This is a genomic window from Thalassolituus sp. UBA2590 (assembly GCF_002339775.1).
Taxonomy (GTDB): domain Bacteria; phylum Pseudomonadota; class Gammaproteobacteria; order Pseudomonadales; family Oceanobacteraceae; genus Thalassolituus.
Map to the genome: position 1 here is coordinate 5491 of NZ_DDKU01000108.1, position 22412 is coordinate 27902.

19 protein-coding genes are annotated in these 22412 nt (G+C 50.7%); 9 read left to right on the forward strand and 10 right to left on the reverse strand.

Annotated features, from left to right (window positions below):
- Positions 1 to 1019, forward strand: a 1019-nt coding sequence (locus tag B2067_RS09590) for a hypothetical protein (protein WP_301388272.1), incomplete at its 5' end; no start/stop codon positions are given.
- A gap of 21 nt (positions 1020 to 1040) precedes the next feature.
- Here the strand turns inward: B2067_RS09590 and B2067_RS09595 are convergent.
- The 5 genes from B2067_RS09595 to sufB form a co-directional block, all read right to left on the reverse strand.
- Positions 1041 to 1400 carry a HesB/IscA family protein gene (locus tag B2067_RS09595; RefSeq protein WP_068434652.1) on the reverse strand — a complete coding sequence of 120 codons (360 nt, stop codon included), beginning with the start codon at positions 1398 to 1400 and terminating at the stop codon, positions 1041 to 1043.
- A gap of 12 nt (positions 1401 to 1412) precedes the next feature.
- Positions 1413 to 2636 carry an aminotransferase class V-fold PLP-dependent enzyme gene (locus B2067_RS09600; RefSeq protein WP_301388273.1) on the reverse strand — a complete coding sequence of 408 codons (1224 nt, stop codon included), beginning with the start codon at positions 2634 to 2636 and terminating at the stop codon, positions 1413 to 1415.
- Positions 2637 to 2638: 2 nt separating this feature from the next.
- Positions 2639 to 3955, reverse strand: coding sequence for a Fe-S cluster assembly protein SufD (gene sufD, locus B2067_RS09605; RefSeq protein ID WP_301388274.1), 1317 nt, complete (start codon positions 3953 to 3955; stop codon positions 2639 to 2641).
- Position 3956: 1 nt separating this feature from the next.
- A complete protein-coding gene (gene sufC, locus B2067_RS09610; RefSeq protein ID WP_076515936.1) occupies positions 3957 to 4718 on the reverse strand; it encodes a Fe-S cluster assembly ATPase SufC in 762 nt (253 codons plus the stop codon).
- A 262-nt stretch (positions 4719 to 4980) separates the two neighbouring features.
- Positions 4981 to 6426, reverse strand: coding sequence for a Fe-S cluster assembly protein SufB (gene sufB / locus B2067_RS09615; RefSeq protein ID WP_076515938.1), 1446 nt, complete (start codon positions 6424 to 6426; stop codon positions 4981 to 4983).
- Between the two features lie 243 nt (positions 6427 to 6669).
- Here sufB and B2067_RS09620 point away from each other — a divergent pair, with 243 nt between their 5' ends.
- From B2067_RS09620 to tcdA, 3 genes are all read left to right on the forward strand, one after another.
- Positions 6670 to 7137 (forward strand): SUF system Fe-S cluster assembly regulator, encoded by a 468-nt coding sequence (locus tag B2067_RS09620; protein WP_301388276.1) that lies wholly within the window; start codon positions 6670 to 6672, stop codon positions 7135 to 7137.
- Positions 7138 to 7345: 208 nt separating this feature from the next.
- Positions 7346 to 8641 carry a sensor domain-containing diguanylate cyclase gene (locus B2067_RS09625; RefSeq protein WP_301388278.1) on the forward strand — a complete coding sequence of 432 codons (1296 nt, stop codon included), beginning with the start codon at positions 7346 to 7348 and terminating at the stop codon, positions 8639 to 8641.
- A gap of 138 nt (positions 8642 to 8779) precedes the next feature.
- Positions 8780 to 9586 carry a tRNA cyclic N6-threonylcarbamoyladenosine(37) synthase TcdA gene (gene tcdA / locus B2067_RS09630; RefSeq protein WP_301388280.1) on the forward strand — a complete coding sequence of 269 codons (807 nt, stop codon included), beginning with the start codon at positions 8780 to 8782 and terminating at the stop codon, positions 9584 to 9586.
- 10 nt (positions 9587 to 9596) lie between these two features.
- On the opposite strand, the gene B2067_RS09635 is transcribed toward tcdA, so the two are convergent.
- Positions 9597 to 11570: a RecQ family ATP-dependent DNA helicase gene (locus tag B2067_RS09635; RefSeq protein ID WP_301388281.1), complete on the reverse strand. Its 1974-nt coding sequence runs from the start codon at positions 11568 to 11570 to the stop codon at positions 9597 to 9599.
- 212 nt (positions 11571 to 11782) lie between these two features.
- Here B2067_RS09635 and B2067_RS09640 point away from each other — a divergent pair, with 212 nt between their 5' ends.
- Both B2067_RS09640 and B2067_RS09645 read left to right on the forward strand, forming a co-directional pair.
- Positions 11783 to 13051 carry a hypothetical protein gene (locus B2067_RS09640; protein WP_301388282.1) on the forward strand — a complete coding sequence of 423 codons (1269 nt, stop codon included), beginning with the start codon at positions 11783 to 11785 and terminating at the stop codon, positions 13049 to 13051.
- A gap of 147 nt (positions 13052 to 13198) precedes the next feature.
- Positions 13199 to 14242: a hypothetical protein gene (locus B2067_RS09645; RefSeq protein ID WP_301388283.1), complete on the forward strand. Its 1044-nt coding sequence runs from the start codon at positions 13199 to 13201 to the stop codon at positions 14240 to 14242.
- Between the two features lie 50 nt (positions 14243 to 14292).
- On the opposite strand, the gene B2067_RS09650 is transcribed toward B2067_RS09645, so the two are convergent.
- On the reverse strand, positions 14293 to 15408 hold the full coding sequence (locus B2067_RS09650) for a nucleoid-associated protein (protein WP_301388284.1): 1116 nt from the start codon (positions 15406 to 15408) through the stop codon (positions 14293 to 14295).
- Between the two features lie 133 nt (positions 15409 to 15541).
- Here B2067_RS09650 and B2067_RS09655 point away from each other — a divergent pair, with 133 nt between their 5' ends.
- Positions 15542 to 16120 carry a glutathione peroxidase gene (locus tag B2067_RS09655; RefSeq protein ID WP_068441235.1) on the forward strand — a complete coding sequence of 193 codons (579 nt, stop codon included), beginning with the start codon at positions 15542 to 15544 and terminating at the stop codon, positions 16118 to 16120.
- Between the two features lie 67 nt (positions 16121 to 16187).
- Positions 16188 to 16346 (forward strand): YqaE/Pmp3 family membrane protein, encoded by a 159-nt coding sequence (locus B2067_RS09660; protein ID WP_076515971.1) that lies wholly within the window; start codon positions 16188 to 16190, stop codon positions 16344 to 16346.
- Positions 16347 to 16479: 133 nt separating this feature from the next.
- On the opposite strand, the gene B2067_RS09665 is transcribed toward B2067_RS09660, so the two are convergent.
- The 3 genes from B2067_RS09665 to B2067_RS09675 all read right to left on the reverse strand — a co-directional run bounded on the left by B2067_RS09665 (position 16480) and on the right by B2067_RS09675 (position 22029).
- Positions 16480 to 18870: a fatty acid cis/trans isomerase gene (locus tag B2067_RS09665; protein ID WP_301388285.1), complete on the reverse strand. Its 2391-nt coding sequence runs from the start codon at positions 18868 to 18870 to the stop codon at positions 16480 to 16482.
- 15 nt (positions 18871 to 18885) lie between these two features.
- Entirely contained in the window at positions 18886 to 19557 is a 672-nt protein-coding gene (locus tag B2067_RS09670; RefSeq protein ID WP_301388286.1) for a glutathione S-transferase, read from the reverse strand.
- 156 nt (positions 19558 to 19713) lie between these two features.
- Complete coding sequence (locus tag B2067_RS09675) at positions 19714 to 22029, reverse strand: methyl-accepting chemotaxis protein (RefSeq protein WP_301388287.1); 2316 nt, start codon at positions 22027 to 22029, stop codon at positions 19714 to 19716.
- 130 nt (positions 22030 to 22159) lie between these two features.
- Between B2067_RS09675 and B2067_RS09680 the strand changes: the two genes are divergently transcribed.
- Positions 22160 to 22390, forward strand: coding sequence for a hypothetical protein (locus B2067_RS09680; RefSeq protein ID WP_301388288.1), 231 nt, complete (start codon positions 22160 to 22162; stop codon positions 22388 to 22390).
- Positions 22391 to 22412 lie beyond the last annotated feature (22 nt).

The following is a 22412-nucleotide window of genomic DNA, read 5'->3' on the forward strand; positions in this document are numbered from 1 at the left end:
GCTTTCAATGCCTGGAAGAGACGGCCGCGGGAAATATGTCTCCTCCCGATCTGAGTGAAGCCTTCTCGGGTGGCATCGTGATTATTTTCAAAATGATTGGTTTAATTATCCTGATTACCGCAGGTGGGATCGGCTCATACCATTATTTGGGTGCAGGGATTACCGGGCTACTTGGCGCCTTGGTTGTGCTCAGTATTCCCGCCTTTCTGATTAATTTTGCGTTAACCGATCGCGTACTGGCGTCGTTTGCGCCACAGAATATATTACGTATTGTCAGTGCTGTGGGCTTACCGTACGGCATTCTGATTGGTCTTCTTTTATTGATGAGTTCGTCTGTTGGGTTGCTTTCTTACATGGTCTTCTCTGGATTCGAGTGGGCGAGCATGATTCTGCAATCAGTCATTTCTAATTTCTATATGGTGGTTATCTTTCACCTCCTCGGCTACGTGGTTTTCCAGTATCAGGAAAAGCTTGGTTTTTACGCGCGAGCGCAGACGGGGGATGCTCCGATATATCGGAGCGAAGTAGAGCGTAGCCGGGCGAAGATCAGTGTTCTGATCAAAGAAGGCGACTATGAGGGCGTCAATCGCTTATATAAGAAAACACTGGATCGTCATGGGCAGGACCTGTCGCTCAATGATGAATATTTCGAATTTTTAACGGCTACCGGAAACAAAGAAGATCTGCCTGAGTTTGCCGACGACTACATGGCTTATAAGCTGCATAAAGGACATCAGGCCCAGCTTAAGCGAATTTATAACCAGACCCGCAGCGTCATCCCTGACTTCAAACCGACAAGCTACGAAGTGCGATTCACACTCGCGCAGGATTACGCATCCTTTGGGGATTACCCAGCCGTAATTCGACTGGTGAATGGTATGCATCAGGACTGCTCAGATAATCAGCTATTGATTAAGGCCTATTCCTTGATGCATGAAGCGTTACAGGCTCTTGAAAAAGAAGAGATGGCATTGCGGTGTAAGAAATTACTTAAACGGCTGGAGGCTCAAGCCGTTTAAGCAGACCAGTTTAATTGAGCTTCAGACGCTGAAACTTTCACCGCAGCCACACAGATCTTTGGCGTTCGGGTTGTTGAAGGTAATGGTGCTGTTCAGGCCTTCTTTGGTGAAGTCGATCACTGTACCACGGACATAGGCACGGGCGTCTGCTGCAACGTAAAGGGTCACGTCGTCGGCTACCTGAATCGCATCGTCTTCTGACTTTTCATCATCAACGAATTCGACATCATATTTAAAGCCTGAACAGCCACTCTTTTTGACTGCAAGGCGAATACCTTTCATGTCTGGGTTTTTGCTCAGCTGCTTACGCACGTGTGCAATCGCTGCCTCCGTCATGGAGACTTCTGCTTTAGCATTTGGATCATAAGTCTCAATATTCATAGCCGGATCACCTTAGAGTAAAAACATTTTGGCTTTTTCAAGGCCAGCAAACAGGCGCTCAACATCGTCCATGGTGTTATAAAAACTGAACGAGGCACGAACTGTACCCGGCACCTTAAACTGGTTCATCAATGGCATCGCACAGTGATGGCCAGTGCGAACGGCAATGCCTTGCTGGTCGAGCAGAGTACCGACGTCAGCAGGGTGTGCACCATCCAACAGGAAGCTGAATACGCTCGCTTTATGTGGTGCAGTACCGATTTTACGGATACCGCCAATCTCGTCGGCCAGTTCGTTGGCACGTACGAGCAGCGCATTCTCGTGTTGCTCAAGTGCTGCACGGTCCACGCCATTCAGATAACTAACCGCGGCAGCCAAACCGATGGCCCCAGCAATGTTGGGGGTGCCTGCTTCAAATTTAAAGGGCAGAACATTGTAGGTTGTACCATCGAAAGAGCAGTGCTCAATCATTTCACCTCCGCCCTGATAAGGCGGCATGGCATTCAGCAGTTCTTCTTTGCCGTACAGCACACCGATACCAGTCGGGCCGAACAGCTTATGACCAGAGAAGGCGTAGAAGTCGACATCGAGTGCCTGCACATCGACATCCCAGTGGGCAACGGCCTGGGCACCATCAACCAGTACTTTGGCACCTACATCGTGAGACATCTTAATAATGTCAGCGACGGGATTAATCGTGCCTAATGCGTTGGACACATGAACAACGCCCACTAGTTTTACCTTATCGTTGAGCATGGAAGTAAACGCTTCCATATCCAACTCGCCATTATCTTTTACCGGAATAGGACGAAGTGTTGCACCTGTCTGCTCACACAGCATCTGCCACGGAACGATGTTCGAGTGGTGCTCCATGCCTGTGACCAGTATTTCGTCACCGGCTTTGATGTTCTGACGGCCCCAGGTCGCAGCAACCAGATTAATCGACTCGGTTGTGCCACGGGTCCAGACGACTTCTTCTGATTTTTTCGCGTTCAAAAATACCTGCAGGGTTTTACGTGCATCTTCAAACTGCTGGGTAGCGCGATCACTCAACGTGTGAGCGCCACGGTGAACATTCGAATTATTCAGGCGATAATAATCACTCAGCGCATCAATAACGCATTGCGGCTTTTGAGTGGTCGCGCCGTTATCGAGGTAAACCAGCGGCTTGCCGTTCACTTCCTGATGAAGTGCCGGGAATTGTGCACGGATGTCGTTAATCAGCGCCTGAGTCATTCTTACAGCTCTCCAGAGAGTTGAGCGGACAGATCGTCATCTCGACCAAAGCGTTTTGCCAACTGAGGGCGTAGCCAAAGGCCCAGCGCTTCATCGTTCAGACCATTCAGCAGTTCATTGATAAAACCAAAGCTCAGCATCACTTCAGCATCGGCGGCGCTGATACCACGGCTTTGCAGATAGAAGCGGGCTTTTTCTTCAAGCTGAGCGACGGTGGCACCGTGTGCGCACTGAACGTCATCAGCGTAGATCTCAAGCTCAGGCTTGGTGTTGATCTCGGCGGTGTTTGTCAGCAGCAGGTTTTTGTTGCTCAGTTCAGCCAGCGTTTTCTGGGCATCCGGATGAATATGAATACGGCCGTTAAAAGTTGCTTTGGCTTTATCATTCATAATGCCGCGGAACACTTCGTCGGTCGTACAGTGCGCTGCTTTGTGCTCAACGCAGGTATGAAAATCAATGACCTGTTTGTTCTGCGGAACATAGACACCGTTCATTTCGCAGTGCGAACCGCCAACATTATGGTTCACGATAATGTCATTGCGGGTGAGGGCAGAACCCAGACCTAAATGAAAACCTTCGTAACGCGAATCACGCTGCAGATCGATAAAGGTACCGCCAATATGAAATGCAGACTCTGCCATCAGTTGCATGCGGTAATGCACCAGTTTGGCGTTATCGCCAACGCGGATTTCAGTAACCGCATTGGTGAAATTATTCTGCTTACCATCGACAGTATCGTCACCCGCATAGTGCTCGATGATCGTGGCGTCAGAACCCTGTTCGAGAGCGATCAATAAACGCGTATTAACGGTAAAAGGTGCATCGCCTACGGTGTTGGCGTAGACAATGTGCAGCGGGTGCTCGAGGCGTTGGTTCTTCTCGACCAGAACAAACAAGCCATCGTTAATGCTGGCGTCATTGAGGTCGGCAAACAAATGTCCGCGCTCACCTTTTACATTGCCTAATAGTTCACGAATGGCTTCCTGCTGTTCCGGGCGAGCGTCACGGAAACGAACGACCAGCTCGAGTGCAGCAGCGTCTGATGCGGAAGTATCCAGCTCGCCGTTAGCAACTACAAGGCGATTAGCCTGAAGACCCGGAACAACCGGTGCATGCGCCTGAGCGTGCGGAGCACTGTTGGCAAAGCCGGTTTCAGTCAGGTTATACAGTGAGGTGTATTTCCAGTCTTCGGTTTTACGTGTAGGCACAGTGGCTTCAGCGAAGGCCTGTTGGCCGCGCTCATTTGTTGATTCGAGCCATGCCAGTGGGCTGATGCCTTTTGCAAGTTCAAGCTGCTGGGCAATAAATTCAGCGGCCATATCACTCAGCTCCGTTTTCGTTACCGTTTTCCAGCCAGCCGTAGCCTTTTTCTTCCAGCTCCAGCGCCAGTTCTTTACCGCCGGATTTCACGATGCGGCCATTCGCCAGAACGTGAACATAGTCTGGCACGATATAGTCGAGCAGACGCTGGTAGTGGGTAACTACGATAAAGCTGCGGTTAGCATCGCGCATTGCGTTCACACCATCAGCGACCACCTGTAGGGCATCGATATCCAGACCGGAGTCGGTTTCATCGAGGATGCACAGGCTTGGTTCCAGCAGCATCATCTGCATCAGCTCGTTACGCTTTTTCTCACCACCAGAAAAACCTTCGTTAACGCCACGCTTGAGGAAGCTCTGATCGAGGTTTACTGCTTTGCACTTTTCACGAGCAAGTTTTAAAAACTGAACAGAATCTAACGCTGGCTTGCCTTGTTGTTCACGTACTGCATCAACAGAGGCCTTCAGGAATTCGAGGTTTGATACGCCCGGAATTTCGACCGGATACTGAAATGCCAGAAACAGACCTTCGCGAGCGCGCTCTTCTGGATCAAGATCGAGAATATCTTTGCCATTCAACGTGGCCGAACCGCCAGTCACTTCGTAGCCTTCACGACCCGCCAGTACGTTACCCAGGGTACTTTTACCGGCACCGTTCGGACCCATGATGGCGTGTACTTCACCTGGGCCGATGTTCAGGTTCAGGCCTTTGAGAATGTCTTTTTCTTCAACGCTGGCCTTGAGGTCTTTAATCTCGATCATTTCTTTAACCTTTCGTCTGGTGGCAGACGGTTAGTGTTCAAATTTCAATTTTTCGGTAGATCGGAAGAAGGTTGGCTGAGCCTCAAATTCTTCCAATCTCCCATAATTCGCGTCTTAACGACTAACGCTTTCGAGTAAAACAATCTGCGTCGTGAGCGAAGGCCGGGGGAGGCAAAAATTTTTGAGGGAGCGGAGTGTATAAGTCATACATGAGCATCCCGAAAAAATTTTTAACAATGCCCGGCCGAGCGCAATAGCAGATTTAGCCTACGGAGCCTTCTAGGGATATTTCGAGCAGCTTTCCTGCCTCTACGGCAAACTCCATCGGCAACTCTTTAAATACTTCTTTACAGAACCCGTTAACAATCATGGATACCGCTTTCTCGGTATCGATGCCGCGCTGCTGACACAGGAACAACTGATCATCGCTTACGGTCGATGTCGTTGCTTCGTGTTCTACTACAGCACTTGGGTGCTTGCTCTCAATATATGGGAAGGTATGAGCACCACACTTATCGCCTAAGAGCAGAGAATCGCACTGAGTGAAGTTACGCGCACCTTCCGCCATTGGACCCATTCGCACTAAGCCGCGATAAGCATTCTGACTTTTACCCGCAGAAATACCTTTCGAAATAATGGTCGACTTAGTGTTCTTACCCATGTGAATCATCTTGGTGCCGGTGTCGGCTTGCTGATAATTATTGGTCAGGGCAACGGAATAAAATTCGCCAATGCTGTTGTCACCTTTCAGTACACAGCTTGGGTACTTCCAGGTGACGGCAGAACCGGTTTCAACCTGAGTCCAGCTGACTTTAGCGTTGGTATGAGCAACCGCACGCTTGGTCACGAAGTTGTAGATACCGCCTTTGCCGTTTTCATCGCCTGGGTACCAGTTCTGTACTGTGCTGTACTTAATTTCAGCACCATCAAGAGCGACCAGCTCTACAACGGCTGCGTGCAGCTGGTTTTCATCACGCATCGGTGCAGTACAGCCTTCGAGGTAACTGACGTACGAACCTTCATCGGCGACAATTAAAGTACGCTCAAACTGGCCGGTCATGGCTTCGTTGATACGGAAATACGTAGACAGTTCCATCGGGCAGCGAACCCCTTTCGGGATATACACAAAGGAACCATCGGAGAACACGGCGCAGTTCAGTGCTGCAAAGAAGTTATCGCGCTGAGGTACAACAGAGCCCATGTACTTCTTGATCAGCTCTGGGTACTCGTGAACGGCTTCTGAAATCGGCATAAAGATAACGCCAGCTTCTTCCAGCTTTTCGCGGAATGTAGTCGCGACGGATACTGAGTCGAACACGGCATCAACGGCAACGCCCGCAAGTGCCATTTGCTCGTGCAGTGGGATACCCAACTTGTTGTAGGTTTCCAGCAGCTCTGGGTCGACTTCATCAAGCGATTTTGGTTTGTCTTCCATGCTCTTAGGCGCAGAGTAGTAAGACACGCCTTGATAATCGATTTCAGGGTAACCCAAGTGCGCCCAGTCAGGCTCTTCCATCGTCAGCCATTCGCGATATGCTTTTAAGCGCCACTCTGTCAGCCACTCTGGCTCACCTTTTTTAGCCGAAATAAAGCGCACCACATCTTCATCCAGCCCCGGTGGCAGGGTCTCGGACTCAATGTTGGTGACGAAGCCGGCTTTGTATTCACGGGCTTTGATCTGGCTTTCAATTTCAGCGTTGGTGGCCATAGCTACTTCTCTCGCGTCGCATCATAGGTGCATCGGGTACATCGTTATCGAGCGGCAGTTTATCAGAACTGGCGTCAATAACTGAGTATTTTACTCAGGTACTCTCTGTCTGTACAGAAAGAATACCAAGTTGGTATGCTTTGTGTCAGGATTGTATCAAAGCCCATGAATGCTGACGAATCGACAATGATTCTCAATCGGGTTCTAAGAAAAACACGGCGGCCTGATCCACAGGAAAGACAGATGCTCAGAATCGGCAAACTCACAGATTACGGAATCGTGGTGCTTAATCACCTGGCGGCGCAGGGCGCGGTTCAGCAGTCGGTGGATGACATTTCATCGACCACTGGTCTCAACGTTCCGACCGTACGCAAAGTGATGAAGGCACTGGTCGATAGCGGCCTTGTAATCGCACGCCGCGGTGCGAAAGGCGGTTATCGCATCGCCCGACCACCTGCACAGATCAGCGTACGGGATGTAGTTGAAGCGTTTGAAGGCCCTATTGCCCTGACTGAGTGCTCTCAGGATCATCACGTCTGTGATATCACTGATACCTGTAATCTCTCAGACGGTTGGGGGGGCATCAATCAGCTCATCATGCAAATGATGGGGCGAATTTCTCTCGAAGACGTCCGTAACCCTCAGATCGTCGATCAGTTGTACCGGCAGTTGCTGGATGACGGGCCAAGGATTCAGTTGGTGAATTTGTAGGGGCGCCATCTTTTCAAGCAAGTGTGCGGAATTGAGTTAGGCAATCTGGGCCACTGGAAACTGTAGTCAGGTCTGAGTCAGTAGCAGTCAGATAGACTCCTGCTATAGTTGAACGTACTTGTTATCTACAATCCATCTCACAGCGGACTTGTGAGTTTCAACTAGCAGAGGAAAGCACTATCAACGTCGTCGAGGTCGTTGTTCAACCGTGGTAAATCTCAGTCAGTATGGTCATCTGGTTCATATCGATACCATTGAGGAATTGAAGCTTTATGAACTGATACCCAACGTTGTTTGGGTGTTCGATATCGATAAGCACGGTTGGTGGTGGGGCAACTCAGCAGCGGTTGCCTTCTGGGGGCTGGATTCGGTGCAAGCACTGATCGACAAAGATCTGTCAGGTGATACTCAGGGCGCGCGTGACCGTACGTTGCAAACCTTTGAGCTCGCGGTGCGCGAAGGCCTTACCGTTGACCCCTGGACAACCTATCCGAACGGTAAACCTAAGACGTTGTTGATGATGCACCGGGCAGTGCTGTTGGGGCCAGACCGCCATCGGGGCATCATTGCCTACATCAATGAACAGGTGAACATGGGGGAGCAGCCCGAAAATCTGCTCTTGATGGAGGCGATGCGCTATACGCGGGTGCCTGCAACTACCTTCACCCTGGATGGTACACCCGTGGTAGAAAACCCTGCGGCAACCGATGCTTATAACTATATCCATGGCCAGTCTCTGGCAGCAGATATCTCTCCTTTTGTTGCCCGCTTTGCAGACCCTGCTGACGGACAAACCTGCCTCAAGCGGGTGCAGGCAGGAGAAGAAGGCCGCTGGGACTACATCATGCAAACCGCCAATGGGCCGCGCCGCCATAGCCTGGATATTCGCCGTACCCGCCATCCGTTGAATGGGGATTTCCTGTTTCTGGTGGTCGAGTATGATTTCACCGAATTGTACGAGGCGTTGGAAGAAGTCGAGTCAGCGCGCTCCAGGCTGCATGATATTGCGATGAAGGATGCTCTTACGGGTGTGCATAGCCTGCACTACATGCAGGAGGCCGCCGACGCTGAACTCGCTCATGCCGCCCTTGATAAACAGCCACTCTGGCTGATGTTTATTGACCTGGATGGCTTCAAAGCAATCAATGACAACTTCAGCCACAGTGCCGGTGATGAGGTGTTGCGTGAAGTGGCCAGACGCTTACAGGAGGTTATTTGTGAGAGCGACCTGCTGGCCCGGATTGGTGGGGACGAATATGTACTGCTATCTCACGCCAGCTCGCGAGCAGATTCTGAACGTATGGCTCAGCGTATTCTGGATTGCCTGCACGAGCCAATCCCGGTTGAGGGCGCCCAGGCCCGGGTCAGCGCCAGTATCGGCATTGCTAACTTCCCTGACGATGGGGAGGATCTCGAATCACTGCTTAAAGCCGCAGATGCCGCCATGTATCGGGTAAAGAAAGACGGAAAGAACGGTTTTGCTTTTGTTCCATCCGAAGATTGATCCCATCTGTTAGAGCGAGGACCTACGAATCTATTGCCGTAACGGCCGAAGGGTTCGAAGTACTGACGCTCAGGGAAGAAGAGAGTCGGCAGTTAAGCTGATATAATCTTCCCACGTTTTTGATCTCTGAGTTCCATAATGTCTTCTTCGATGAGTCCATCCTACCTCGACCGTTTCGGCGGTATTGGCCGTTTATACGGTGCAGACGGCTTGCAACGCCTGCACGATGCACACGTCTGTGTGATTGGTATTGGTGGTGTCGGTAGCTGGGCGGCGGAAGCTCTGGCGCGTACCGGGGTGGGTAAGATCACTCTGATCGACATGGACGATATCTGTGTCACCAACACCAATCGACAGATTCACGCCATGACCAGCTCGGTCGGTAAGCTCAAGTGCGAAGCGGTTGCTGAGCGTTTAAAAGACATTAATCCTGAGATCGATGTCGATGCTCGTATGGCGTTTGTCACGGCTTCGAATCTGGAAGAGCAGATCACGCCGGATATGGATTACGTGATCGATTGCATCGATAGTGTAAAGAACAAAGCCGCGCTGATTGCCTTCTGTAAGCGTCGCAAGATTCGTATCGTTACCACGGGGGCGGCTGGTGGTCAGACGGACCCGACGCAGATTCAGGTCGGTGATCTGAATAAAACCTTCAATGATCCGCTCGCGCGTAAAGTACGTTCGCTGTTGCGCCGTGAGTATGGGTTTTCACGCAATGCGTCGCGTAATTATTCGATTCCTTGTGTGTTCTCGACCGAGCAGCTGGTGTACCCGGGCAGTGATGGCACTGTATGTCAGACGAAAGCCTTCGCGGGCGAAAGTACGCGCCTCGACTGCAACAGTGGCTTTGGCTCCGCCACTATGGTCACGGGCACGTTTGGCTTTGTGGCAGCGTCGCGGGTTATCCGCCGGATTGCGGATAACGCCGGTAAAAAATCTTAATGTCCGAGCGTTAGCTCTGTAACGCATTCAGCACGGCAGCATACGGTACTTGCTCGAGTGCTGCATAATTCGCAAGTTTTCTGACTTTTACTTTAGTCAGCCACGGGCTCGTCATACCACTTAAAAACCGGGTCTGAGTTTCAGGCTCAGGCAGCAGTTTAAACATCGCCTGATACGCCTGATTAAACTCCGACACCATTCCCTGAATAACAGAAGGCTCAGGTGCATTCACGACACTGTTCTGCGGCCAGGGCTGCCATTTATCCATGCAGACAGAACAGTGGCCGCAATCCTGTGCCATCGAATGATCATTAAAATACACGGCCAGTTGTCGGCTTAAACACTGCTGGGACTGAAACAGGTTCACCATATTGTGAAGGCGTTGAATATCACTGTTCTGATGGGCCATAAAGCTCTGGTGCAGTTCATCGGCAATGGCGTCGGTCTCGGATACTTGCCAAGATTTTACCTCATACACCTCGGTCATCTGCTTTATTTCTAGCGTTAACCACTGCTGTTCAGCACAATATTCTAAGGCTTTCACTGCACGCGAGCGCGCTTCCGGTCCAAGGCTATGAATTAGTGCATCCATATCCAGGCTGTACCAGGTGCGGCCTTTTTTACTGTGATTTAACAGCGTCTGAATAAACGTCTGCCGCTCGCCACTGAACTGAGCGAGCAGGGCGCTTTCGGATTCTGGCTTAAAACGGTATTCGGCATAGTAGCTGTAGAGCGGGGTGACTCGTCCAGCCATTTCTAAATGCACAAGCAATGTTTTTAACGGCAGTGGGCGGATATCTGTCTGGTTCGACAGCGGCTGCATCATGGTCTCCCAACGGCCAGAGCCATTGCTGTTTACAGCGGTATCTGTACTGATGGTGGTGAGTAAACGCTTAATCGCCCCGAGGGTTGGCGTATCGCCGTAGGTGAAATTCTCAAGCACGGTTAAGCCACTTAAATCGGCGAGCAATACACAGTCGGAGGGATTCCGGTCACGCCCGGCGCGGCCGATTTCCTGACTGTAGTTTTCTATCGACTTCGGTAAGTCATAATGCAGTACCTGACGGATATTGCTTTTGTCGATGCCCATACCAAAGGCAATGGTCGCCACGATGCAGGGTGTCGTCCCTGACATAAAACGCTGCTGAATCTCCTGACGTCTCTCGCTGGCAAGGCCTGCATGATAGGACTCCACCGGCACGGATACCATCTGGCTTAACTGGATGGCGACTTCGTCGGCGGTGTTCTGCTGTGTGACATAAATAATACTGCCGAAAGGTTCGCCTTTTTTGATCCGGTGATTTAACCATTGAGCAGATTTGTGTATGCGTTCATGTACTGGCGTGGGCTGAACTAATAATCGAAGGTTTGGCCGATAGAAACCGGTACTGATGACATCGGATTCCACGATATCAAAATGTCGGCGCATGTCTTCTACGACGGGCTGTGTCGCCGTTGCTGTTAAGAGCAAAGATTGCGGGATATTAAATTCGCGACGCCAGTGGGGCAGTTTCAGGTAATCCGGGCGGAAGTTATGGCCCCATTCTGAAATACAGTGGGCTTCGTCGACGACCAGCAAAGAAATAGCAACCCCCCGGATAAATTCGCGGAAACGCTCATTTTTTAAACGCTCCACTGAGATAAAAAGAATCTTTATTTCACCGCAGCGAACGCCTTGCTGTACTGAGGTCAACTCTTTGCGGCTGAGAGTGGAGTCGAGGCTGGCAGCGGCAACGCCTTTGCTACGAAGAAAAGCCACCTGATCCTGCATCAGTGCTAACAGCGGCGACACCACTAAGGTCAGGTTCGGAAGCAACAGGGCGGGTAGCTGATAGCAGAGGGACTTACCTGAACCCGTTGGGAAAATCGCAGCGGCAGATCGCTCGGCCAGTATGGCCTCAACAACGGGTTGCTGGCCTTCGCGTAGCTGATCAAAGCCGAAGGTACGTTTAAGTGGCGCTTGCCAGTCAGGAATCGTATTCATCTGTGCATCCTTGCAGAGTTTGTGAATGATTAACAGTCCACGATAGCGAAGGCAGACGGATCGAGCCAATGGATTCTGGCGTAACCTGCATTGTCGTATTGGGGTAGAGAATTGGTACACTTTTCTCTGAAATCACATATCAGTCAGGAACTCTTCTCAATGCAGGTTCGTCGGAGCTGGTAGGTGTATCAAATATGATAAGGATAACAACAATGCAGAATTCAGAAACAATACGTTGGCGTGCTCTTTCCCCACTTGCCCTTGTGTTTACCTTCAGTGCATTAATGTCTGGTTGCGGAGCAGATGATGCAACAACTGACAACGGAGAGGTCGCGGACAGCTCAGGTGATAAACCAGTCAATGAAGCTCCTAATGAAGATTCCGAGACGGATAACGGCAGTGAGCCAGAAGTTGATAACGGCAGTGATTCAGGAGTCGATAACCCGGTTTTCTCTACAGCATTACCTGAGGTGAACAGCAACCTTACGACAGATTCTCCGGAAGGTATCTGGATGCTTGTGTCTGAAGAATCTTCTGAAATTCCTAATTCAGGAGATTCGATGAACCCTTTCTTATTTGAGAAAACGAATCGGGAGTTTGTTTCTGTTACTGAGAACGGTGATGGCATTTATGTTCTCACCCGCTGTGATGGCAGTTGGCGAGATGAATATGAACTTACCGCAACCGAGACAGGCTACGATGCAACCTATTCTGAAACTACTGCTCCGGATGAGGGTGGCGTTGAGTACACGACTACGACGCAGTTCAGTGTTGTTTACGGGGCAGATAACCAGACGCTAACCGTCTCGGGAAGCAAAATAACGCAGCCAGCCGGAGAAAACCTGGCCCTCTCGGTCGAGGGGGTAAAGGTCAGTGACGCCCCTGACTTTTATGCTGCTGATGAGTTCGCGGCATCTGCTCAGCTGGATTACGTGAACCTGGGCAACGCTGATGCTGAGCCTGAGGGGGCGCCTCGAAGCCGCACTGATCTCCCAGTTCATTGTGTTGGTTCATCCGTAGGTCAGAAAACGACCGAATCGACCACAGATGAGTGGCAGCTTGACCAGCGCTACTTCACGGTCATTCTTAATACGCCGGAAGGCGACCCTTCTGATCAGATTCAGTATTACGAGCTGAATCAGAATACCGACGGTGAATTAACCCGCTCATTGGGGGCGGTGATCGTCGTCAGCAGTACGGACTTAGGGCGCGATGAGCAGGCTGAACCGGGCGTCGCCACCATGTACGTACATGCCTGTTCCGTTGGCACAGGAGACGAGACGGCCTGCGAAGCAGGAGCAGAATGGACCGAAACCAGCACGGTTTCGGCTGAGGGGATTACTTTCGACATCAACTTCGAGGTGATTGATAACGAGTATGTCTTGAACCCACTCGCCATGACGCCTTTAACTGCTTTCTTGTGGCCGCATGATGGAGACTTTATGCGAACTCGGTTAGACGTAACGCTGTCTACAGATTGATTCTTGGAGCCGCTTTGTCGATGGTGGCGTATTTTGTCTTACGGATGTGGGGCAGATGAGGCCACTTTGCACCTTTTGAGATAATAGACAGGCGTTTATCAGGTATTCTGGTGTCCGACTCGAATAACAAATTAAATGGAGTTATCCATGCTCAAGCTCATTAAACCTGCTCTGGCACCTGCGGCCGTTGCTGGTCTTTCTCTTTCGCTGGCGGGGTGTTTTCCTCAGGGGTTTACTGGTCTGCCGCTAGTTGATCGCAGCCTGAGCGCGGAATCACCAGAGGGTATCTGGATGATTGTGACGGAAGAAAACTCCAGTATCCCGAACGCTGAAGACAGCATGAATCCATACGCCTATACCGGTATGACCCGTGAGTTTGTAAAAGTCACTGCGAACGAGCAGGGCATTTACGAGCTCACCCGCTGTGACAGCGAGTGGCGCAAAGACTTTGAACTGACAGCGACCGAAACAGGTTATGAGGCGACGCTGACTGAAACTGGTGACATGGATGAATCCGGTGTCACTGCAATGACACTGACCGACCTGACTGTGACGTTCGCCAGCAATAACCGGTCGCTGTCGGCAGAAGGTAGCCGCGTCACCACGCCTGTGGGTGAAAGTACGACGCTGACACTCGAAGGTGTCAAAGTCAGTGACAGCACCAGCTTTGAAGATGCTGAGCAACTGACCTCAACGTATGGCCTGGACTACACCAATATAGGCAATGCAGGCTCAGTAGATAGCTCGATTGCTAATTGTGTTGGTATTGAGTACGGCGAACAGGTGACTGAGCAAGGCGGTGATGATTTTATCTACACCGAAAACATTTATACCTACTATGACGAAAGCGATCGTCAGACACAGTACTATCGCTTCTATCAGGCGAACGCTGGCACGGTGACGGAGTCACTTGGTGCGATCATTAACACTGAAGACGTTTTCACTTTTTACGTTAACGCTTGCAATGATGGAGAATCGGCCTGCAGTGAGGCTGCTGAGTGGACAGAAACGTCCTCAAACTCTATCGCGGGTGTGAGCTTCGATATCAATTACGAGGTGATTGATAACACCTACGTCATCAACCCGCTTGCGCTGACGCCATGGACCGCTTTTTTGTGGCCACATGACGGTGACTTTATGCATGCACAGGTGGCGGTCACTATCGACAGCTACCAGCAGTACGAAGATTGATGATTACTTAATGATTATGAGAGCCCGGCAGCCGCCGGGCTTTTTTATGTTTAGTCTTCGCTATCAGTGCTTTTGGCAGACAGTTGCTTGAGAAGGCTCTCTGGCACCTTGTGAATGAGAAGAGATTTGTTCGCAGGATTGAATTCAATATCTTTACCCAGCAGGGCAGCCGAAAAGCTCAGACTCAGATCTTTATTCTTTCCACTGAAGCGAATAAATCCTTTGAGTTTCTTACGGTCTGGAATCAGCTCTGCTTTCACGGCATCGGCAACGTCTGCCACGGGAGCGCCGGCTGCAACCAGTTCTTCGGGAGTAGCGCCTGCGGAAGTGGGTTGCTTACGACGCTCTTTCTTCTTCTCTATCACATAATGTGAAAATGCTTCTGCAGGTTTTGCATTGGTCTCGTTGGCGAGGTGGTTTTCCAGCTCTTCGAAGACGACGGGTTCGCCACGCAGGTCCTGTTCAATGCAGTAATCGACAACCTTAGACTTATATTCAAACGCCTGTTCCTCGGGAAGCGTACGACTGTAGGAGTCAACGATTTCAAGGAACTCCTCTGTTTCTGCCGTTGTATTCAGGGTATCCGTGAACCCGATAGCCTCGAGGATAGCGTTCTGGAGAGGGCGGTCACCGCGGCCAAAAGAAAAAGTGATGTACTTTGCGTCTTCATCCTGTGCCCAGTCGGTGAGATTGATGCATACACCAAAGCCGGTATTTGAGAAGTCCAGGTAGCGGGTTTCTGACAGGTTGAGGTTAGCATCGACCGTCACGCTGTCTTTGTAGCGCAGGTGGAAGATATAGAGTTTGTCGGCATCCGCCAGCTCTTCGTGAAATACTGCGATATAGCCGTCTACAAGAAGGTCGGTACTGTCGAGGCTAGCGCTGATGTGCGCAATGGCTTTGCGTGCCCAGCTCGAAAACGGCATGGCTTCTTTCTGCCAGTTGCGGATAAGCGCGCTGAACGCTGGCGATTCGGGATTGAACACACCGTAACGCTTACCGCTACGCTGTAAAAGAATACCCTTCAGTTGAGAGGCACAACGCTGGTAGTAACCCGACAGAGTATCTTCACCTACTTCGCCCTCAAGGTCGCTGTAGGTCACAGTGGCTGCTGGTTCTTTTTCCAGCTTAGCTATTTTGTGAGTGATGAAGTGCTTGAGCGCCATACTATCTCCTGACATCACGCCTCAGCGGCGTGTACGAAATGTGGCCGGATAATATCATGTCAGCGCCCGGACGGCCTGTTCCTTACCTGTCAGCGTTTTTGCTATTCTTAATAACCACATTGAGGAGAAAACCATGCGTAATTCACTCAAGCAGTTATTTTTTATCGGTGCGCTGTCGTTAACCTTTGCAGGCATCAGTGTTCAGGCTGAAGAAAGTGAAGGTAGCTATCCAGAATCCTGCCCGGAAATTTACCACCATACGATGAAACAGCTTCACAGCAGTAAGATGCTGAACCTGTGTGATGTGACGGACGGTAAGCCCGTATTACTTGTGAATACGGCGAGCCATTGTGGCTTTACGGATCAGTTTGGCGATCTTGAAGCGATTCATGAGAAATATAAGGATCGCGGGTTGGTCGTTCTGGGCGTGTCTTCTGATTCTTTTAATCAGGAAGCAAAAGACGAGGCAGAAGCCGCTGAAGTCTGTTTCAAAAACTTTGGCGTCACCTTTACCATGTTATCGACAGTACCTGTGAAGGGGGAGAATGCTCACCCACTTTTCAAAGAGGTCGCCAGTCAGGACCAGTACCCTCGCTGGAACTTTTACAAGTACATGATTAACCCGGAAGGTAAGGTGGTTCACTCGAATTCGAGTTTCCGGATTCCAGATGAAGAAGTCATCGAAAACCTGCTCAGCAGTGCTGGCCTGTAAAACAGTTTGAACTTCAGACCGGATAAGCCATCTATATCTTTACGTTCATTATGATGGAGAGTAGGACATGGATCTTATCCGGATTTTACTATCAGTACTGGTACCCCCACTTGGTGTGTTTCTGCAAGTTGGTATAGGTGGTGCATTCTGGCTGAATATTCTGTTGACCCTGTTGGGTTATCTGCCAGGTATCATTCACGCGGTATGGGTTATCGCGCGTCGATAGTCGCAGCCTAACGGTTGTGCAAGAACACAAAGAAGCCGCATCTGATGCGGCTTTTTTGTGGGTGTTTGATTTGTTGGTGTCTTAACACCAATACTCCGGCATCCGTGCCTCAGAAGTATTGAAGCCTGACGTCTTACCTGTTTTCAAGGCGAGCGTAATCGAGCACGCCGTAGTTCAGCGGACTGTCCTTACGGAACCAGCTATGCAGCTCGTCACTCTTTTGCCAGAAGTCTGGTGACGTGCGACGGACAGCGAACTGTCCTGCCAGCGACTTATAGTCTTCCTCTGATTCAAGCGCCTTAATGCCAGAGATAAAGTCACCTAACTTGTACTCAGGTACACGGTAAATGGCCGCTGGATAAGTGCCAAGAAGCCCAGGTACGATCGTCAGGTAATCCTCTTCCGGAAGACGATTGTTTTCCTCATACAGCAGGCCCGTCAGGTTGCTGTGGCCGCTTGCTCTCAATAGCGTGAACACCTGAGGGTCACCCATCACCTGATCAATCATAACGAATGAGATCTCAGGCATCAGTGTGGCTTGCTTACCCACAACATCATTGATCGGTAAGAGTGCTGAAAGCCGCTCAGGAGTGACAGCACCTGACAACTCGTAGCGCATAGAGGTGGCGCCTTTCAGGTGGGTCTTCAGCAGGCCATACAGTTCGATTTTCTGTTCCTGAGTCTGAAATTCAATCCCCGGATCAGTAATAACTGAGTCTTCATAATTTACCAGATACTCATCGACTTCATCGCTGGCGTCCCGATACCAGTAATTGGCCAGTTCAATCCGCTTTTTCTGAGGCAGGAAGGTAAGGAAGTTGTGTTCGCCCTCCATTCTCAGAAAATCCATATACAGACGGGTCATCAGCTGATGGCCGACGTTACCGTAGACGTCGAATTCGGCGACTAACAGATAGTGGATTCGCTCAAGCAGTGTGTAGTCGACTACCCAGGCCGTTTTGGTCGGCTGACCAATAAAACCCTGCTCAACAGACGAGCTGTCGAAGTGCCTCATAATTGTCAAAGCGGCATTCGGGTTATGACCATCGCCGTCCCAGATCAGGTCCAGATCGAGCTCTCTACCTTCAGGGAAGTGCTCGATCATTTTTTGGTTTTTAGCTTCGAGGTAGTCTTTATGCAGGTCTGAGTACTCCAACCAGTTGCTCAGAATCCCTGCGTTACTCTCTGCTTCGCCCGGTAAGCGCAGGTTCTCGCTCTGCTCGCTGAGGAAGTCTGCAAGCTCTCCGGAGTCAATGGCATCAGGGTCGATAAATACGGCCCAGAAGTGATCGTCGATCACATTCAACGCAACTTGCCCACGACAAACCGGCCCCTTGATAAAGCCACGGATAATGTATTCTGACTCCTCAAGCATAAAGCGATATCGCGAGTTCACAGGCAGGTCGTGGAACGCGATAAAAGGATTTGAGGCGATATGAACCTCGTAGCCAGGCAAGCTGGTAATTTCGTAGTCAGGCTCGTTGAACAGTGACTTCATCCATTCCATACGCTCGTCGTTGAGGCGGTAAGGCATGTGAGTCTTGGCTACGATGGTTTCTTTTATACGCTCTAATCGGTAATAGATACGCTTAACGCCCGGGTCGTCATACGGGCGGCGTGTTGCCACGACTTCAATCGGGAGACCTGGTGGTGTGTACGAACGCACCAGGCGGAAGAAGTTTTCTGGCCGTTGTTTCGGGTCGATACCGCGGAAAAGAGGCTCATCCGAAAAATACAGGCTGGCCAGGAAGAGGTGTTCGTACATATACCGACTAGCCAATTGTTGTTTCAGGCTGTCGTCGTTCAGGTACGTTTCCCAGTCTTTGATCGTCTGTTTAGTTTCATCGGAAAGGGGCTTCGGCTGAGACATCGGCGAGCCGGCTCTAAGCCACTGCACCAGAGTGTTGTACTCGCTGTCACTGATTTCAGGCAGTCCGTACGGCATTCCCCATTTGGGGTGTTCTTCTGCGTACTCATTGAACTCTTCGCGTGTCGGGCAGGACTGGGAGCGATTCAGAGCCAGATTGTAGTCATCACTCAGGAGTGCATTCTCAGGTGCCGGCGCGTTTTTCTTCAGTGCCAGCATTTGATAAATGAGCGAGTTAGCGAGGTTTACTTCCGGGCTTTGAGTTCGCTCATTAAGCACAGAGTGGAACCCCATTTGTCGCCATTCAGCAGTTGAGTCTGCGTCGATACCTAATCGGGTCGGTTCGGCCGCGGTCAGCCGTGTTCCGTGGTATACCTTCTGAGGGTTAGCTCCCCTCATAATACCTTCAGCCGACGTCAGTTTTAACTGGCACGGTGCATCGTTACAGGCATGACAGACAACACAACGCTGATCCAGAACCGGCTTTACTTCCTCTCTGAACCAGGCGGCTTCCTCAGCCTTGAAGTCAGCTCTACGCTCTACAATAAGCGATTTACCGAATAATTCCTGGGTGTCTAAAGACTGCAAGCCTGCAGTAGCACAGCCCGTCAGGACGATAATCCAGACGAGCCAGGTGTTCTTAAAAAAATTCATCATAATGTTTTTCTACGATCAGGCGTAATCGTATGGTCCACCCTTTTTAAGTGCATTCTGGTAGGCAGGCAGTGCATGTACTTTCTTCACCCAGGCATTGATGGCCGGTAGCTTAGAAGCTATGTCGGAACGAGTCATGGCAGCTTCCAGAGGGAATATCATCTGAAAGTCAGCGGCAGACATTTCATCTCCAGAGAACCACATGTTTTTACTCAGGTGATCTTCGATAAAGCGCAGGGAGTTCTCAACGTTCGGGCTGATAAAAGTCTTCATTACCTGATCGGCAATTCCTTTGGCTACCGGTCGGACAAAGAAAGGCATCGGGGCCGTTTTTACTTTGGTGAATACCAGGCTCATAACCAGATACGGCATTAGCGAACCCTCAGCAAAGTGCAGCCAGTATTCATTTTGCTGGGCGGCATCAGAGTCGGTGGCATTGGTGAAGCGATTATCTTTGTCGTAGTTGCGGATCAGGTAGTTGATGATCACAGCGGATTCGGCGATCACTTTTCCACCGTCTGTTATCAGCGGCGACTTACCAAGAGGGTGTATCGCTTTGAGTTCATCTGGCGCCAGGTTGGTTTTAGGATCGCGTTTATAAAGCTTGATTTCATATTCGATACCCAGCTCTTCGAGCAACCAGAGAATACGTTGTGAACGCGAGTTTTCAAGATGATGAAGCGTGACCATAAGTACCTGACCGTTAAGAATAGAAATTCGCCCACTCTTATAACGGACACGCTTTAGGATTGAAAGTGCCTTATCCGAGCGGGCACTGAATTGAGTGATAAAGAGGGGAATATGCAGCGAAACAGAGTGTTCCGCTGCAGTAGGGCGTGGCTGCCCTCAGTGCTTTCCGAACTGATATTGGGCGAGGTGAGACTTCATTACTGAAGCCAGTTCTCCCAGTTCCTTGCTGCTGGTACTGATCACAGCGGTAGAGCTGAGTACTTCATCAGAGAGGTCGCGAACGTGTGCGACGTTCTTTTCAATCACTGATGTTACCTGGCTCTGTTCTTCCGCTGATGCCGCTATCTGCATACTCATCTGTTCGATGCCATCAACACTGGAGGCGACTTCGTCCATTTCTTCCACGGTCTTTTCAATGCCATCCAATGACTCACGCGTGTCCTGTTCAGAGGCTGAGATTGCTTCACGTACATTCTGTACCTGGCTTCGCAAGGCCTGAATCCGGTTGCGTATATCATCGGTACTCTCGCCGGTGCGGCTGGCCAGTGTTCTTACTTCGTCGGCCACCACAGCAAAACCGCGACCTTGCTCTCCGGCCCTTGCTGCCTCAATGGCGGCATTGAGAGCGAGGAGGTTGGTCTGTTCAGCAATGGTCTGGATAACATCCAGTACTGCACCGATGCTCTCGCTTTCTGTTTCGAGGGTTTCAATGGAAGTCATTGAGCGCTTCATATTTTCCCGCAGGTGACGGATCGACTTACGTGCTTCTGCGGAGAGTTTGTGCCCATTGATAATGCGGCCGCGGGTATCGCGAACGTGCTGCGCTGCGTTATCTGCATGAGACGCTACTTCGCCGACCGATTCACTGACCTCTCTGGTTGCGTTGGCTGCAGCGTTTACTTCTTCGTTCTGACGATTCACTTTCGTGCTGGTCGACATGGTGACGTCTTCCAGGGTGTGGGCGTGTTCGTTCAGTGAGGTTGAAGTCTCGTTAACCTTGCTCATAAAGCTATCGAGGTCGGTCATCATCTCGTTGAGCGACCTTGCCAGGCTGACGATTTCCTGGGCGCCTTGCTCGTTAAATCGAATGCTCAGATCTTTGTTGCTTGCGCCGATCCGGATCTGGCGAATAAAGCTGACGATTGGGCGTGTGAGCGAGCGTCCCAGAATAGTCGCGAGAAGAATGCCAGCCCCGGCAACCAACAGAGAAGCAATCAGACTGTAGAGGATCAGGTCTGATTTTGTTTCTGACACGCTGGCGAAGGCTTCGCCCTCGCTCATCTGGCTTATCAGCACCCAGGTCTTATCGAACACAGAAACTGGTGTGTAAGAACTCAGAACCGGAGTGCCGGTTACATCGACCTGACGTCCAGTTCCACTAGTACCTGTGCTGGCCGTATTGATCAGGTCTGTTTTTAGTTTCAGGTAACCAACCAGCGAACCGCGTTGGCGAATCGCTTCCATAGCGCCTGCAGGGACAGCACTCGCAGGCAATGCACTAAGAAAGGTATCCGGAGATTCAAGGAATCCGCGCATCTCTGAACGAAGTAGATGATCGCCACCCACAAGGAAGTTATCGCCGGTTTCACCCAAGCCCATATCCCGCCACTGGCTACCATTGCTCATAATGGCTGAAATCGTATCGATCGGTAGCTGAATGATCATCACGCCTATGCGGGTGTCGCCTACGTGGACTGGTGTCGACAGAAACGCAGCGGCTGCTTCGTAGGACGGAGTGTAAGGGCGGAAGTCGACGAAGGCAGATTCTCCTTCATTCAGTTGCTGTGCCGCGCGGAATGCATCAGCAATCCCGCTATCGCGATAGGGGCCGTTGAGCAGCGATGTTGCGTAATCCAGCTCTTTGTAGACGCTGTAAACGATATCGCCACGGTCAGAAACCAGGAAGACGTCATACAGACCTTCGCCAGTCAGATATTCGCGCAGGAAGGGGTGAACCATTTCGTGCAGCGAGTCATAGTAGGCGTACGTAGCCGCGCGGTTCATCTTTTCTTTCTCGCCCAGTGGGTTGGGGTTGCGGGCGATATAGTTATTCTGCAGAGCGAGGGTGTTAGCGCTCAGATTTTGCGTCAGTGCGTCGATGTCGCTACCTGAGCCCGTAATCTCGCGGTAGCGCTGGTTGAATTCATCTTCGTAGTAGGTTTTCAGCTCATTCGCCGACTGATAGTTAACCTCGGTCGCGTAGGCGTCGAAGCCAGCGATCAGTTCGGTCAGGGATTCACGAATGAAGGGGCTCTTAGCAATCAGGCGCAGCTGCTTATCTGTATCGCTGAAATAGTTCTCTATCTGCGCTTTTTTCTGCTCTCGCTGGGCGGTCAGATTGTCGTTAATCAGACGTTCGGCATGCTCCGACGAGGCGTTGATAGAGGTCGTTACTGTCACAATCGTCGTTACAAGCACGGCGGCAACCGTACAGGCAATAACGCTCAGTGTGATTTGTTGTTGAATTCTCATGGGAGTTTCCGTTTATCGATCTGCCTAATCAGAATAGAATACGAATATAGGTCTGGGTCCCTGTGTCACATAAGACACGGTCCCTTTATTTTTGTAGGGCCGATTGGCCTGTTTAAGAGTGTAGTAGACAATGGAACGGACAGAGCGGGATTTTTACGCGCGTGATAAAGAAGATCAGGAAGCGTTTCTGACGCAGACCTGGTGCAATGACTGCATGGAAGTGGACCTGGGAATGAAAGACCCGGTCGAGTATGAAATGGGCGGTGTTGTCTATATCGATGGCAAGTGTGTGAAGTGTGGCGCCACCGTGACTACTGAAATTGCCGACGATGATACTGACGGCGAGTGGGACGACGAGTAACGTCATCCCGCGATCAGAGCAG

Coding starts and splice junctions, on each gene's coding strand:
- B2067_RS09595 (WP_068434652.1), bottom strand. CDS start 1,400: ATGAATATTGAGACTTATGATCCAAATGCTAAAGCAGAAGTCTCCATG.
- B2067_RS09600 (WP_301388273.1), bottom strand. CDS start 2,636: ATGACTCAGGCGCTGATTAACGACATCCGTGCACAATTCCCGGCACTT.
- sufD (WP_301388274.1), bottom strand. CDS start 3,955: ATGGCCGCTGAATTTATTGCCCAGCAGCTTGAACTTGCAAAAGGCATC.
- sufC (WP_076515936.1), bottom strand. CDS start 4,718: ATGATCGAGATTAAAGACCTCAAGGCCAGCGTTGAAGAAAAAGACATT.
- sufB (WP_076515938.1), bottom strand. CDS start 6,426: ATGGCCACCAACGCTGAAATTGAAAGCCAGATCAAAGCCCGTGAATAC.
- B2067_RS09620 (WP_301388276.1), top strand. CDS start 6,670: ATGCTCAGAATCGGCAAACTCACAGATTACGGAATCGTGGTGCTTAAT.
- tcdA (WP_301388280.1), top strand. CDS start 8,780: ATGTCTTCTTCGATGAGTCCATCCTACCTCGACCGTTTCGGCGGTATT.
- B2067_RS09635 (WP_301388281.1), bottom strand. CDS start 11,570: ATGAATACGATTCCTGACTGGCAAGCGCCACTTAAACGTACCTTCGGC.
- B2067_RS09640 (WP_301388282.1), top strand. CDS start 11,783: ATGCAGAATTCAGAAACAATACGTTGGCGTGCTCTTTCCCCACTTGCC.
- B2067_RS09645 (WP_301388283.1), top strand. CDS start 13,199: ATGCTCAAGCTCATTAAACCTGCTCTGGCACCTGCGGCCGTTGCTGGT.
- B2067_RS09650 (WP_301388284.1), bottom strand. CDS start 15,408: ATGGCGCTCAAGCACTTCATCACTCACAAAATAGCTAAGCTGGAAAAA.
- B2067_RS09655 (WP_068441235.1), top strand. CDS start 15,542: ATGCGTAATTCACTCAAGCAGTTATTTTTTATCGGTGCGCTGTCGTTA.
- B2067_RS09660 (WP_076515971.1), top strand. CDS start 16,188: ATGGATCTTATCCGGATTTTACTATCAGTACTGGTACCCCCACTTGGT.
- B2067_RS09665 (WP_301388285.1), bottom strand. CDS start 18,870: ATGATGAATTTTTTTAAGAACACCTGGCTCGTCTGGATTATCGTCCTG.
- B2067_RS09670 (WP_301388286.1), bottom strand. CDS start 19,557: ATGGTCACGCTTCATCATCTTGAAAACTCGCGTTCACAACGTATTCTC.
- B2067_RS09675 (WP_301388287.1), bottom strand. CDS start 22,029: ATGAGAATTCAACAACAAATCACACTGAGCGTTATTGCCTGTACGGTT.
- B2067_RS09680 (WP_301388288.1), top strand. CDS start 22,160: ATGGAACGGACAGAGCGGGATTTTTACGCGCGTGATAAAGAAGATCAG.